Genomic DNA, 14,277 nt, shown 5'->3' on the forward strand with positions numbered 1-14,277 from the left:
ACCTCTTCAGGTAAATTGTTCAAAAGGTCAGGCACGTTTTTTTGTAATAACAAATGTTGCCAAATTATTAATGCTACGCATATAAGAAGGATCGTCTCCTTCACTTACTTGTATATCAAAGACCTTATCAAGCAAAACAATAATTTCGGTCGCGTCTACTGAATCCAACTTTAAGCCGTTACCAAATAATGGCGTATCGTCATCAATTTGCGTTTCATCTCGTTGAATATTCAATCGTTGGATGATTTCCGTTTTAATTGTGAAAAGTACATCTTTACGCTCCTGGATATTATCATGCATAGTTGTCATTGCTTATGTTCCATTAATGGTATATTTCGCTTCACGGTAGTTAATTATTGTTCCTTGGCTAATCAATTTTTTACCAACGTTAGCCGTCACAGAATAGTGCATAAACCCAGTTGGATCTGAAAACGCCAACTTGCTTGTAACCTCAATCGTATCGCCTGGATAAGCAATATCTTTAAACTTTAAATTCTGTGCTGCTAATACGCCGCGCACTTGTGAGCGCCTTGCCCTGATAATATCCAACAATTCTTGCTGATGGATCTTCGCATAAATATCTCGTAAGTTTTTCAATTCGATGCCAAACTTTTCAAAATAAATATCGCATACATCAGTAATAAATGAAAAATACTCACTTGCCTGACCAAATATCTCTGCAATAAGAACACCGGGCATGATAGGGTCATCAGGAAAGTGTCCAAGTAAATAGGGTTCGTTATATGTAATATGTTTTACGATCTGCACATACCCATTTTCCCCATATTTATAATCATCTATTCTGTCGACCATTAGTAAGGGCTGTCGCCACCCGCCCATCTCAAGAAAAATTTTAGAAGGAATAGAATATCTGGACATAAATCACCGCATTACCAGACCGCCATCGATCACGATGGTCTGGCCAACAATATAACTGGCAGCAGAAGAACTTAAAAAAACAATTGTATTCGCCACTTCCTGACACTTTCCCAGACGCTTCAAAGGGATTGAGTTCGTTACCTCGCGCACTACAGTACGAGAAACTTTCTTTACCATCCTTGATTCAATCATTCCAGGAGCAACAGCATTCACTCGCACACCCCGAGGAGCTAATTCTGCGGCTAATGTTCTGGTAAAACCGAGCAAAGCGCCTTTTGAAGCACTGTAATTAACCTGGCCTATACTTGGAATTACTGCTGCTATAGAAGAAACATTGATAATCGCTGGAGTTTCAGAACATCGCAGCAGCATTAAAGCTTCCTTCGTTAATCTGAAAGTACTCAGCATATTTGTATCAATAACAGTACAAAAATCCTCAAAAGTCATTGAAGCAAAAAGACTGTCTTTAACAATGCCTGCGTTATTCACTAATACATCAATCTTTGTGACTTTAGTATTCAAATATTGCATTAATATAGCCACCTTTTCAGAATCAGCTATATCACATTGCAATATATTTAATCTTTGCCCTGCGGGGTTAGTTTCTTTTAAATTGTCTAAACGATCCGCATTTGTATTATACAATGCATAAACTTCACACCCTTGTTCCAGAAATTTTTCGCAGATGGCAATGCCGATGTCACCACTGGCTCCTGATATTAAAACTGTTTTGCCTTTTAGATCATTATATTTATACATTTCCATTACACGCAATTGAGTTAACAAGAGATACTGCTACGGCATGAGTGCGACAATGCGATATGCTAAGTGATACATTAATAACACCGTTTTCCTTTATTACCTCACCCAATCTTCCAGTAAATAAAAAAGAGGGGCAGCCAAATTCATCATGATTTATCTCAATATCTTTAAAGCACACTCCATTCCGAAACCCACAACCAAGCGCTTTAACAATTGATTCTTTAGCGGCCCAAAATCCGGTTGCCCTTTCAAAATCCGGTTCATTTGCATTAATTTTCATTATCTCTTTTTTTGTAAATACGCGTTGCAAAAAAAACTTGCCGCCATTGTTAATCGCGTTGGTGATCCGTTCCACTTCAACGATATCAGTACCGATACTTATCCCTAAATTTATCATAAGATTACAGTTGATAAGTTACATTAAAATTAGATATAAATTGATCTTCAACCAGACCAGTCGGGTACATTAAGGGAACTGATAAAGAGATATCATATCCGAGTGATTTAACTGTTCCTTTAACCCCAAGAATTGTTCCAACTATCCTTTTCCCATCAAAAGTATTTTGTGGGTATATTTCATCAGAAATCTGACCATAATCCGCGCCTATATATAACTCAGAGCTGTAATTCCCGAAAAGGAAATGTAATGTATTCTAAATATAGTACCCTTTATTGCCATCTAATCCTGTGCTGGTTTCAAACCCTCTAACGTTCCAACGATTACCTATTGTAAATTGGTCTTGTAATGTTAACGGTGCTGGCGAAAATTGAGCACCCACATTCAATTCATAATAATAGTGTAAATACTCACCGTTGAACCATTTCACATAATTTGTAGTCAGATTAAAAATTTGGCTTTCCGTACTCACGTCCCCTGACACCATATCCGGCGTTTTTTCACCACCCAGCCAAGTCATAAAACGTTGCCAGCTAATGGAGGAGTCTAGTGTCGCATCCTGGAAATTTTTTTTAAAAGTTAGTCCAAGACGCAGATTGCTCATATCTCGTTCTTGCAGTGCTAAATCTACGCCACCTAATTGATAGGTAGATTTACGCCTTAATAATTCTATATTCCCTGTTATTTTTTTATCCATGTTGCGAAAAAGAGTTCGGCTTCCTTTCAAACTAAGGTATTGATTTTTTCCTTCATAGTCTAAATCCCAATAACTCAGCCCAACACGCTGGCGAGACATACTGCTACTGTAGAAAAGTTCATAATCCCAAAAACCTACTGGTAAGCTATAAAAAGCACTGATGCTTTTATATTGACCTGTTGTACTGCTGGTACCAGCCAAATAGAAAAGATCGCCAAGCTTTGCAGAGTTGTACAAATAGCCTGAAATACCAGTAAGTATCTTTCCTGTGCTTCTGTCGCCCCAGTCGTTGTATGTCGTTCTGATATTCCATAATTTTTTACGATTAGTATTGATAACAATATCGCTACGGCCGTAGCGACTGCCAGGCACGATATTAATCTTTACATCAACGCCAGGTACCTTCTGTAAGTTCTCCAGCCCTTGTTCAATATCTCGCAGATTAAGAATATCACCTGATGTAAAAGGCAGGATCCAACTTCTGATATCGTCATTTTCAATGATCACTTTATCGATCCTTCCTGCTAAAATTTTCAGCTGTAATTTTTTTGCCTTTAAATTTTGTACAGGGATATCCACTCGTGTTGTTACATATCCAGCCTTTATATAATAATCCTGCAAATAGGTCGCAATATACTCAATACCTTTCGTCCCCAGACAACTGTTCGAGACCTCATCTTTTATATTTCGAATGGTTTTATTATCCAAAAATTCGCTTTCTAAGATAAGTTCTGATATAGGGTAACAGCCTTTTTCAGAGGGTAATTCAAATTCGATAATGTTTTTGTCTTTAAGCTTAGAGAAAACATCTTTTTTATCAATCTGATTTTCCTGGGCGATGTTATTATCATTTTTTTTCTGATCTTTGGCTAGTCGTTCCAGCTGAGTATCAGCATGTACACGAATACTACACAGCAAAATGAAAGCTAAAAAGTAAAATTTGATTTTCATTACCTCTAGAAAATTAAAACTGCAAGAACGGCTAACACGTATAATTATCTTCATAACAACAGCCAAAACAACTTAATTATTCTTAAAGACCAAAAAAGAACATTCGTTAAAAATAAAATGTTTTTAACGTGGCGACATTATTGACATAATGCATAATCATTAATTATGTTTTGAATTAATTAACCCTTAATATCATCAAGAACATCATTGATGCCTTCGACAACCAGTTTAGTTTCTAATATAACGCTAAAAAACCTCTTCCGTAGCGGCTTTCCCCGTCTGCCTTAAGCACCGCATTATGAATCGCTACTCCATTAGCATCAAACAATCATATATAGTATAAATATATATTCTCACCAGGAAAATGTATTACCCCCATCATCTTAAATGGGACCTTAAATCAACAAAAGTTAATTTAAGATATATAACAACCAACAATCAAAGATGCATCCACCTAAATATCAAGCATTTTTTAATGTAAGCATCAATAGCACCCATTATTAATCGACCTACGCTAAAATTCGCAAGAAGACGGCATTAATTGTTGCAAAAAACATAGCAATACATCTATTGTTGTGCTGAAATTAATAACATAACATTTTAACCTATTACATACATCACTAATAAAGGACTCAGCCTCTGGCTGCTATTGGAATATATATGTACTGGATTATCAACGACAACATAGAATTCAGACCGGGAATGAAAAGACTGTCATCGGTAAATAATCCCGAAATGAACGTTACTCTAACCTCCCCAGCCAGCCGTTGCCTTCTCTTACTGCTTGAAGCATCTCCGGATATTGTGCTGCAACAAGATTTTTTTAAGAAAGTTTGGGAAGAGGAAGGAATGTTAGTTCCAACGAATACGCTCTATCAGAATATATCTATTGTTCGTCGTGGGCTGCGTGCCGTAGGTGAAACAGACAGAAGACTTATTGCAACCATTCCCCGGAAAGGTTTTCAGATAGATGACAGCGTAAAAATCTCCAGACGAAACGATAACGAACCGGCTACACCTTTTGCTATTTCTACTGCCAATTATCAAACAACTCACAACACTCCTGAAGAGCTTGATTATCCAAAGGATGATGTACTGAACGAGCAAGATCTTCATGCTGAGACAGACACTCGTGCAATTAAGAAAAAGAAGTCGTTTGCAACCTCGAATGGAGTTTTTGCTGCTTCAGCCTCATTTATCGCAGGCCTGCTCGTCGTTTACCTGACATGGAACATTAGTAACGATGCTGCTTTTTTTGAAAGTTATACGTTCATTGAAAATGAAGATGGTTGCCATTTTTACACCAAAGATGATAGCCATGACAACAATGAATATTACCTGAAATATAAATCTCTTATTAAAGACTCTGGTTTGAATTGTAAAAATTACCCCTGGGTCTATTTCCCAACTTCACCTACCTCGCCATCTCTCGCTGCTTTAGTCTGCAAGAATAAATTTTCGACAACATCATCACCAGGGTGCATTTCACTTTTAATCAGGGGAGTAAACGGTGACTAAAAAAGCAATATTCTTTCTAAGCCTGTTTTTTATAAGTGTAGGGATTGTAGCGGGATTTTTTTATTACTCATTGCTTATAAAAAACAGAAGTGCTGAAAGTTGCAGTGCTTCCATGATCGTTTTTCATAAAGAAACACAAGCCAACATTACTTTCGATTTTATGTATAATAAAGAGAAAAGAAATGGCATCGTTTCAGTAAGCGGAAGTTACCTTGAAAACTCTCACCCAGAAGGAACCATACGCAGAGATATATCTTTTACCTGGACCGAAAATCACGGTACCTACAATTTTCTGTCATCCGGGATAAACAAAATCGATAGTTTAGAAACCTTACCGGATAAAGTCATCGCTACTGTTTTGCCCGGTTTTTACGTTTATCCTGATAAAAGTATCACCTATTCAATCCATCCCCAGGGATCGCAAGGATTCCTTTTCACCATTGGAAAACGGCCGCTTTTCTTTTGCAGCCGTTAGAAGCGGTTAGTGAGTGTCATCAAATTTGCATGATGGGGACGACCAAACCAGTCCTCCCCTGCTTCTACTTTGAATAAAAACGGCAGAACTGATTGAGCGTCAATGGAATTCACGTATTACTCTTTCCACGAACTTAGAGTAAGTGCTGAATGCAACCAGCGTTGATTTTCTCGAAATAAAAAAGCCCCAGCTTACGAAGTAAGCTGGGGCTTTATATTTGGCGGAAGCGCAGAGATTCGAACTCTGGAACCCTTTCGGGTCGCCGGTTTTCAAGACCGGTGCCTTCAACCGCTCGGCCACACTTCCGGTGTGAGGCGCACTATAAACATCCTCGAGTCTCATGTAAAGCCCGGGAATGTTTGTTTGCCTGAAAAACCATCAAAACCGCGCTGTTAGATTGAAATACCAGCACAATGATCGTTTATTCAGCGCATCTCAGATCAGTGTTGCTTAATGTATAAATCTTTTGTCAGGTATACACCCAGGCTATCGGGCGCAAACCCGCCAACCCAAGGCTTCACCAGATGTGTACGAACATAGTGATAAACCGGGATAGCGGGAACGTCCTCGCCAAGTATGTCTTCTGCTTGCTGGTAATATTTACCGCGTTCGGCAATATCCTTCGCTTTCGCTGCACTCTTCAGTGCTTCGTCATACGCCGGATTGCTATATTTACTCGTGTTTTCACTGTCGCCGGTACGGAAATTATTGAGGAAAGTGGCGGCATCAGCATAGTCTGCAATCCATGCATACCGTACCACATCGAAATTACCCGTATGCATGGTATCAAGCATGGTTTTCCACTCCTGATTTTGTAGCTTTGCATTAACACCAAGATTTTTCTGCCACATTGAACTGGCAGCAATCGCGATCCGCTGATGTGTTTCCATCGTGTTATACAGAAGGCTGAAGCTCAATGGGTGCTCATCATTGAAACCAGCTTCATTGAGAAGTTTTTTCGCTTCAGCGAGTCGTTTTTCCCTCGGCCATGACGCGTAATCTGGTGAAGCTATTTTCACACCACCAATTTCCGGCTGGCTAACTACCCATGCAGGACGCTGCCCCTGTGCCATTACCTTATCCGCGATGACATCTTTATCCAGAGCCATATTGAGTGCGCGACGTACTCGAGGATCGTTAAATGGCGGCTTAGTGGTATTAAACTCGTAATAATAGGTCGCCAGTTGCGGAGCGACATGCACCTGATCGCCTAACGTTTTCTTTAACTGCGCAAACTGGTTCACAGGAATGGTGTATGTGATATCAATCTCGCCAGCTTTATAACGGTTAATGTCCGCCGTTTCGGCATTGATAGGAAGATAAGTGACTTTATTAATCACTGTCGCTTTATTATCCCAGTAACGAGTATTGCGCTGAGCGACAATGCGTTCATTAACGACCCAATCGGTAATCTTATAGGCACCGCTCGTTACTATATGTTCCGGCTTTGTCCATTTATCACCAAATCGATTGATCAACACGCTGTCTACCGGAACCAAAGATGGGTGCGCCAGCATCGGCAGAAAGGATGCCGTGGGTTGCGTCAACGTGACTTCCAGTGTTGAATCATCTAGCGCCTTCACCCCAAGCGTGTCAGGTGTTTTTTTACCTTGAGCGATATCAGCAGCATTAACGATATGCATATTTCCCGGATAGCTGGCATAGGGGGATGCCGTTTTCGGATCGACTAAACGTTGCCAGCTCCAGACCACATCTTTTGCCGTGATCGCCGTACCATCCGACCATGTGATCCCCGGGCGTAAGTGGAAAATCCATACCGTGTTGTCTTTGTTTTCCCATTTTTCCGCCAACCGGGGTTCAATGGTTCCATCAGCCTTAACTGCGACCAACCCGTCGAAAATATCGCTAATAATGTTGAACTCGACGTCACTTTCCACTTTATGTGGATCCAGCGATGCAGGCTCGCTGCCATTGTTACGCACCAACTCCTGTTTTTCAGCAAGCGTTGTTCCTGCCGGTACCGTAGCTGCAAACGCGCCAGAACATGCGCTCAGAATGCCGATAGTTAATAATGAAAGTGCAATGTGGTTACGTGTTTGTGGTTTCATGTCCTTTCGCCTTAGTAATGTACATTGTCACGACGCGATTACACTCTTAGCGCCCCAATAGTTATATAGCAATAGATTTCAGTGACATATAAGACACCAATATGGATCTGTCTCACATTTATCCCTTTATGCTGAGTAGCGCGCATTTCTGCGCACGAAACACTGTGTCAGCACCGCGGCATTATGAGTAAAGATGGGTAAAACAACTTTGTCAGCAAGCGAGACTTTTTTAGACTCTGCAATCAATTACATCTGTCATAAGAGAGTGACTCATGGATCGTATTATTACTTCATCGCGTGACCGTACTTCCCTGCTAAGTACGCACAAAGTCCTGCGTAACACCTATTTCCTTTTAAGCTTAACGCTGGCGTTTTCCGCAATTACGGCGACCGCCAGTACCGTATTAATGTTGCCTTCTCCGGGCTTGATCCTGACGCTGGTTGGGATGTACGGTTTAATGTTCCTGACCTATAAACTGGCGAACAAACCAACCGGTATCCTGGCTGCGTTCGCGTTCACTGGTTTCCTCGGTTATATCCTGGGGCCAATGCTTAATGCTTATCTCTCAGCAGGGATGGGAGATCTTATTGGCCTGGCACTCGGTGGCACCGCATTGGTCTTTTTCTGCTGTTCCGCCTACGTGTTAACGACACGCAAGGATATGTCTTTCCTCGGCGGCATGCTGATGGCGGGCGTGGTGGTGGTGCTGATCGGGATGGTCGCGAATATTTTCTTGCAGCTGCCAGCGTTGCATCTGGCTATCAGCGCCGTATTTATCCTGATTTCCAGTGGCGCTATCCTGTATGAAACCAGCAATATCATCCACGGTGGTGAAACCAACTACATCCGCGCCACTGTCAGTCTGTATGTGTCGCTGTACAACATCTTTGTCAGCCTGTTGAGTATTCTGGGTTTCGCTAACCGCGATTAAACAAGCCTGATTCCCCATTAGCCCCGCTTATGCGGGGCTTTGTTTTTTGCTACACTCCCGCCGTTGTTGACTAACTCTGCTAAAAATTATGTTGATCTTTGAAGGTAAAGAAATCGAAACCGATAGCGAAGGCTATCTAAAAGACACTACGCTGTGGAGCGAAACCTTAGCGTCTATCATCGCTGAGAAAGAGAACATAACGCTCTCTCCTGAGCACTGGGAAGTGGTGCGCTTTGTGCGTGAATTTTACCTGGAATTCAATACCTCTCCCGCTATTCGCATGCTGGTAAAAGCGATGGCGAATAAACTTGGCGAAGAGAAAGGCAATAGTCGCTATTTGTACCGCCTGTTTCCCAAAGGGCCTGCTAAACAGGCGACAAAGATCGCTGGTTTGCCAAAACCGGTGAAGTGCATCTAATAGCGAATGCCGAAGTTTGTCCATTCCCTGCCGGGCTGATGCGGTTCGGCAAGAACTCTGTCAACCCGGGCGCTACGCGGTCCCCCTGCTTTCAGCCATGCAATCAGCTGATTCACTGCATGCTCGTCGCCGCAGGCAACCACTTCGACGCTGCCATCATCAAGATTACGTGCATACCCCGTCACACCGAGCTTCTGTGCTTCGTGCTGCGTGCTATAGCGAAACCCGACGCCCTGTACCATTCCGTGTACCCAGGCGATTGTGCAGACATGTGCCATCTTTCCCCCCTTCTACTCAGGCTCGTTGCATTTGTCCTGTGAACCCGTGACAATAGCGCCCATTTTCTTCAGTTTATAGAATAGCCGAATATGAGTGTACGTTTAGTGTTAGCCAAAGGGCGCGAGAAATCATTGCTGCGCCGTCATCCCTGGATTTTCTCCGGCGCTGTCGCGCGGATGGAAGGCAAAGCCAGCCTCGGTGAAACGGTTGATATTGTCGATCATCAGGGTAAGTGGCTGGCGCGTGGAGCATTATCTCCTGCATCGCAGATTCGTGCTCGCGTCTGGACTTTCGATAAAAATGAAAGCATTGATATCGCGTTTTTCACCCGCCGCCTACAACAAGCACAGCAGTGGCGAGATTGGCTGGCGCAACGCGATGGTTTGGACAGCTATCGCCTGATTGCTGGCGAATCTGACGGCTTACCCGGCGTAACCATCGATCGTTTCGGTGATTTTCTTGTTCTCCAACTTCTTAGCGCAGGTGCGGAATATCAGCGTCCAGCCATTATCTCGGCGCTCCAGTCTCTCTATCCACAATGCGCGATTTACGATCGCAGCGATGTTGCTGTGCGCAAAAAAGAGGGGCTGGAACTCGCGCAAGGACTGGTGGTTGGCGAACTGCCGCCCGCATTGTTGCCGATTAAAGAGCACGGCATGAAGCTGTTTGTTGATATTCAGGGCGGGCATAAAACCGGTTACTACCTCGATCAGCGCGACAGCCGGCTGGCAACACGTCGCTACGTGGCAGACAAGCGCGTATTAAACTGCTTCTCCTATACCGGCGGCTTTGCCGTTTCCGCGCTGATGGGCGGATGCCGCCAGGTCGTCAGTGTAGATACCTCTCAGGAAGCGCTGGATGTCGCGAAACAGAACATTACGCTGAACGAGCTGGATTTAAGCAAAGCAGAATTTGTTCGCGACGATGTATTCAAACTGCTGCGCAAATATCGCGATCAGGGCGAAACTTTCGATGTCATCGTGATGGACCCGCCAAAGTTCGTGGAAAACAAAAGCCAGTTGATGGGCGCCTGTCGCGGTTATAAAGACATCAACATGCTGGCGATCCAGCTCCTGAATCCCGGCGGTGTACTGCTCACTTTCTCCTGTTCCGGTTTGATGACCACAGATTTATTTCAGAAAATTATTGCTGACGCCGCAATAGATGCTGGTCGTGATGTACAATTTATAGAACAGTTCCGTCAGGCCGCCGATCATCCTGTGATCGCTACCTACCCGGAAGGGCTGTATCTGAAAGGGTTTGCCTGCCGCATCATGTAACTTGAAATTTGGAACTGCGCCCGCATATCTGCAGGTATGTAAGGTTCCCGGGAGGTGACAATGATTGCCAGCAAATTCGGTATCGGTCAGCAAGTTCGCCACTCACTGCTGGGGTATCTTGGCGTAGTGGTCGATATCGATCCTGAGTATTCACTGGACGAGCCGTCAGCAGATGAACTGGCGGTGAACGACGAACTCCGCGCGCTGCCCTGGTATCATGTCGTAATGGAAGATGATGATGGCCAACCAGTGCACACATACCTGGCAGAAGCACAGCTGACAAGCGAAATTACGGATGAACATCCGGAGCAGCCATCCATGGATGAACTGGCGCGCACCATTCGCCGACAGCTCCAGGCTCCGCGCCTGCGCAACTAAAAATACCCCGCCAGATGCGGGGTATTTTTTATTTCGCCAGACCGAGCCGCGGGATCTCAATCGCCGGGCAGCGATCCATCACTACATTTAACCCCGCCTCACGCGCCAGCACGGCCGCTTGTTCATTAATCCCCCCTAATTGCATCCAAAGCGTTTTCGCTCCGATGGCAATCGCCTCCTGTGCAACACCCCACGCCGCTTCCGAATTGCGAAAAACATCCACCATGTCGATTTTTTCTGGCACATCGGCAAGTGTTGCATAGCCCTGCTGCCCAAGAAGGGTAGTCCCTGCTACTTTCGGCGAGACGGGAATCACATGATAGCCCTGGTCCAACAAATACTTCATCACGCGATAACTTGGTCGATCGGGTTTATCACTCGCACCAACCAGCGCAATAGTTTGGGTCGACTGTAAAATATCGGCAATATCGGTTTCTTTCATGTTTTCCTCCCGGCGATGTCACCAAAGTGTAAATCAAACAGACCCACCCGACCATTTTCGGATTTTTTTATTCACTTCTCTTGCAGCATCAGACGCTTCCAGTAATCTGTAGCGAAAACCACTGACGGAAGCGGATTATGGAATCAACCACTCGCACCTTACCCGTGCGCAAAAATATTGCACTGGTCGCACACGATCACTGCAAGCAATCATTAATGAAATGGGTAGAACGCCACCAGGCTGTACTGGCCAAACATGAGCTATATGCGACTGGTACAACCGGGAATTTGATTCAGCGAGCAACCGGCCTTGAAGTCAACGCCATGCTGAGTGGCCCAATGGGCGGCGACCAGCAAGTCGGCGCGTTGATTTCAGAAGGCAAAATCGACGTACTGATTTTCTTCTGGGACCCGCTTAATGCTGTCCCGCACGATCCTGACGTAAAAGCCCTCTTACGTCTTGCAACGGTGTGGAATATTCCGGTTGCGACCAATTTATCTACCGCTGACTTTATTATCGAATCGCCGCAGTTCAATAACAGCGTCGACATCCTCATTCCGGACTACCAACGTTACCTCGCTGAGCGTCTGAAATAAGTCCTGGCGGCCGCAGCGGCCGCCTTCGTTTCACGGTTTTCGCGCGACTGGCACATCCAGCGATTTTAACGTGTCGACAAAGCGTGACGGTTCATCTTTATCAAACAATAGCCAGACACGATGGCGTGCGCGCGTCAACGCGACGTACAACAATCGCCGCTCTTCCGCATCAGGGAACTCTTCCGCCTGCGGCAGCAAGGCTTGCTCCATAATGGATTCCCGCGCCGGAGCAGGAAAACCATCCGCGCCCTCTTTCAGCCCCACCACAATCACATAGTCCGCTTGTTGCCCTTTACTGGCGTGGATAGTCGTAAAATCGAGCTGAAGTTTCGGCCAGCGGGTGGCTGCTTTATCCAGAACCGCCGGTTTTCCGTGGTGATAGCGAGCCAGAACCAGGATCCTGTCTTCCGGCGTTGCATATCCGCTGAGTTTATCTAATAGCGCATCCAGCTGATCCTGCGCCATCAGCGTCACTGCGTTTTTATCCCCAGTTTTCAAGCTATTCAATGGTCTTGCAAGCTGCCATGGGTTCTGCTGGATAAAACGATTCGCCACTTCACCAATGCGTGAATTGAAACGATAAGTCGTATCCAGTGCGCAGAGATCGCCTTCACCAAAATAGTCATGGAAAGCGGTGGTTAAGGAAAGTTGCGCGCCGCTGAAACGGTAAATTGCCTGCCAATCATCACCGACAGCAAATAGCGTCGTTTGTGAGTTTTGCTTACGCAACGCAGCCAGCAAAGCCGCGCGCTGCGGTGAAATATCCTGAAATTCATCGACCAGAATATGCTTCCATGGGCTAACAAAACGCCCTTTTTCAAGCACATTAATTGCCTGATGAATCAGCCCGGAAAAATCGACGGCGTTTTCAGACTTTAGCTCTGCTTTCCACGCTTTTAAAATCGGCGCCATCAATTTAATGCGTTTACTGAACAGGTCACGAACTTCATCTGGTGCGCCGGCGATCATCTCAGCCTGTGCACCGCCATGCATACGCATCAGTCCGATCCAACGATCGAGACGCGGAGCGATGCGGCGCTGCAATTTTGCATCTTCCCAAAAATTGCCGTCAGGGACGTCCCATTCCATCTCTTCTTCCAGCCACTGACGCCACCCTTTCGCCTGTGCTTTCTTTTCACTGCACTGCTGGCACCAGGTATCCGTTAGCAAGGACAGCCGAGCCGATGTGTCATTTTCCAGCTCGCTTAAAGCGAGCACTTTTTTGCTTCCCTGGGAGATGATATACAACGCCAGCGCATGAAAAGTGCGCGCGGTAATCTCCTCGGTATGTAGCCTTTGCTGGATACGCTCATCCATCTCCTGAGCGGCTTTGCGACCAAACGCAAGCAGCAGGATTTGATCCGCCGAGGCTTCGCCACGAGCCAGCAACCAGCCTGCTCGGGCCACCAGCACCGAGGTTTTTCCACTCCCCGCGCCAGCAAGCACAAGTAAAGAGTGCTCACCGTTGACCACGGCCCGCGCCTGCGCCGGGTTTAAAGGAGATGTTTCAACGTGCTCAAAAAAAGCGGCGTACTGAGTAACCATCGTTTCAGTATAAGTTTGATTGTGCTGTGTCCGGCGCTTCTCAACGTCCGTCAGCCACGACTGACACTGACGCCAAAGCTCACGGCAATTATCAAACTCCGCTAATCGGCTTGTCGGAATCGGCAACGCGGCAAACGCCTGCTGCAATTGCTGCTGTAACCCCTGAAGCTGCTTACGGGTAAGCCATTTCGTTGGCTCAATACGCCCGGAAATCAGCTCCAGTTGCTCCGATAAAACCCCGGCAGCAACCTCGCTCATTTCCGCGCTCCACCGGTTCCAGCGCTCATTTAAAAGATGGTAAAAACGCTGTGTTTCGTTCCATTCCGTTCCGTGAAGACGAACTACTTTGTTGTCGGCAAGCTGAAATTCCATCTCTCCCCACACCAGCCCTCGCTTGCATTCAATCGCTAACAACTGATTGAAAGGGATAAGGTATTCGTGTCTGTCACCTGCCACTTTAATGCCGGCATTCAGAATGACTGCGCGATCATACGGGTGTTGCGCCAGACGTTTTCCCAGTGAGGTCGCTTTCAGTTCCATGACTTATCGTTCTCAACTTGTGACAATAATTGCCAGTTTACCTGCCAGAGAATTGGCGCTCCAGCCCAAATAATCGTTACAATTACCGGCATTCTCTACCGACCGGTTTGTACTGAGGT

Annotated in this window: 16 protein-coding genes and 1 tRNA gene; 7 read left to right on the forward strand and 10 right to left on the reverse strand. The window is 45.3% G+C overall.

Going from position 1 to position 14,277, the window contains the following annotated elements:
- Positions 1-27 precede the first annotated feature (27 nt).
- The 5 genes from DFO56_RS01225 to DFO56_RS01245 all read right to left on the reverse strand — a co-directional run bounded on the left by DFO56_RS01225 (position 28) and on the right by DFO56_RS01245 (position 3,686).
- A complete protein-coding gene (locus DFO56_RS01225; RefSeq protein WP_020457289.1) occupies positions 28-309 on the reverse strand; it encodes an acyl carrier protein in 282 nt (93 codons plus the stop codon).
- Positions 310-312: 3 nt separating this feature from the next.
- The gene (locus tag DFO56_RS01230) at positions 313-879 is read right to left on the reverse strand and encodes a 3-hydroxyacyl-ACP dehydratase FabZ family protein (RefSeq protein ID WP_020457288.1); all 567 of its coding nucleotides are present in this window, start codon (positions 877-879) and stop codon (positions 313-315) included.
- A 3-nt stretch (positions 880-882) separates the two neighbouring features.
- Complete coding sequence (locus tag DFO56_RS01235; protein WP_045506790.1) at positions 883-1,638, reverse strand: SDR family NAD(P)-dependent oxidoreductase; 756 nt, start codon at positions 1,636-1,638, stop codon at positions 883-885.
- Positions 1,631-2,023 (reverse strand): holo-ACP synthase, encoded by a 393-nt coding sequence (gene acpS / locus DFO56_RS01240; protein ID WP_045507240.1) that lies wholly within the window; start codon positions 2,021-2,023, stop codon positions 1,631-1,633. Before acpS ends, DFO56_RS01235 begins: the two co-directional genes overlap by 8 nt.
- Positions 2,024-2,294: 271 nt before the next feature.
- On the reverse strand, positions 2,295-3,686 hold the full coding sequence (locus DFO56_RS01245; RefSeq protein ID WP_233500359.1) for a ShlB/FhaC/HecB family hemolysin secretion/activation protein: 1,392 nt from the start codon (positions 3,684-3,686) through the stop codon (positions 2,295-2,297).
- 660 nt (positions 3,687-4,346) lie between these two features.
- Between DFO56_RS01245 and DFO56_RS01250 the strand changes: the two genes are divergently transcribed.
- Complete coding sequence (locus DFO56_RS01250) at positions 4,347-5,204, forward strand: transcriptional regulator (protein WP_045506788.1); 858 nt, start codon at positions 4,347-4,349, stop codon at positions 5,202-5,204.
- Entirely contained in the window at positions 5,197-5,679 is a 483-nt protein-coding gene (locus DFO56_RS01255; protein ID WP_045506786.1) for a hypothetical protein, read from the forward strand. Before DFO56_RS01250 ends, DFO56_RS01255 begins: the two co-directional genes overlap by 8 nt.
- A gap of 218 nt (positions 5,680-5,897) precedes the next feature.
- Here the strand turns inward: DFO56_RS01255 and DFO56_RS01260 are convergent.
- Together DFO56_RS01260 and DFO56_RS01265 are read right to left on the reverse strand one after the other, a co-directional pair.
- Positions 5,898-5,985: transfer RNA gene (locus tag DFO56_RS01260), tRNA-Ser, on the reverse strand.
- A 134-nt stretch (positions 5,986-6,119) separates the two neighbouring features.
- Positions 6,120-7,748, reverse strand: a complete 1,629-nt coding sequence (locus DFO56_RS01265; protein ID WP_045506782.1) for an ABC transporter substrate-binding protein — start codon at positions 7,746-7,748, stop codon at positions 6,120-6,122.
- Between the two features lie 272 nt (positions 7,749-8,020).
- Between DFO56_RS01265 and yccA the strand changes: the two genes are divergently transcribed.
- Complete coding sequence (gene yccA / locus DFO56_RS01270; RefSeq protein ID WP_020457281.1) at positions 8,021-8,680, forward strand: FtsH protease modulator YccA; 660 nt, start codon at positions 8,021-8,023, stop codon at positions 8,678-8,680.
- Positions 8,681-8,768: 88 nt separating this feature from the next.
- The gene (gene tusE, locus DFO56_RS01275) at positions 8,769-9,098 is read left to right on the forward strand and encodes a sulfurtransferase TusE (protein ID WP_045506779.1); all 330 of its coding nucleotides are present in this window, start codon (positions 8,769-8,771) and stop codon (positions 9,096-9,098) included.
- Here the strand turns inward: tusE and yccX are convergent.
- Positions 9,095-9,376, reverse strand: a complete 282-nt coding sequence (gene yccX / locus DFO56_RS01280; RefSeq protein WP_045506776.1) for an acylphosphatase — start codon at positions 9,374-9,376, stop codon at positions 9,095-9,097. The genes tusE and yccX overlap by 4 nt on opposite strands.
- 90 nt (positions 9,377-9,466) lie before the next feature.
- On the opposite strand from yccX, the gene rlmI reads away from it, so the two are divergent.
- Together rlmI and hspQ are read left to right on the forward strand one after the other, a co-directional pair.
- Positions 9,467-10,657 carry a 23S rRNA (cytosine(1962)-C(5))-methyltransferase RlmI gene (gene rlmI / locus DFO56_RS01285; RefSeq protein WP_045506773.1) on the forward strand — a complete coding sequence of 397 codons (1,191 nt, stop codon included), beginning with the start codon at positions 9,467-9,469 and terminating at the stop codon, positions 10,655-10,657.
- Positions 10,658-10,717: 60 nt separating this feature from the next.
- On the forward strand, positions 10,718-11,035 hold the full coding sequence (gene hspQ / locus DFO56_RS01290; RefSeq protein ID WP_017456235.1) for a heat shock protein HspQ: 318 nt from the start codon (positions 10,718-10,720) through the stop codon (positions 11,033-11,035).
- Positions 11,036-11,063: 28 nt separating this feature from the next.
- Here the strand turns inward: hspQ and DFO56_RS01295 are convergent, their stop codons facing one another.
- Complete coding sequence (locus DFO56_RS01295) at positions 11,064-11,477, reverse strand: CoA-binding protein (protein ID WP_045506771.1); 414 nt, start codon at positions 11,475-11,477, stop codon at positions 11,064-11,066.
- Positions 11,478-11,614: 137 nt separating this feature from the next.
- Between DFO56_RS01295 and mgsA the strand changes: the two genes are divergently transcribed.
- Positions 11,615-12,073: a methylglyoxal synthase gene (mgsA, locus tag DFO56_RS01300; RefSeq protein ID WP_045506770.1), complete on the forward strand. Its 459-nt coding sequence runs from the start codon at positions 11,615-11,617 to the stop codon at positions 12,071-12,073.
- Between the two features lie 30 nt (positions 12,074-12,103).
- Here the strand turns inward: mgsA and helD are convergent, their stop codons facing one another.
- Positions 12,104-14,158, reverse strand: a complete 2,055-nt coding sequence (gene helD / locus DFO56_RS01305; protein ID WP_045506768.1) for a DNA helicase IV — start codon at positions 14,156-14,158, stop codon at positions 12,104-12,106.
- Between the last annotated feature and the right edge of the window lie 119 nt (positions 14,159-14,277).

The organism is Kosakonia sp. AG348, assembly GCF_003337365.1.
GTDB lineage: Bacteria > Pseudomonadota > Gammaproteobacteria > Enterobacterales > Enterobacteriaceae > Kosakonia.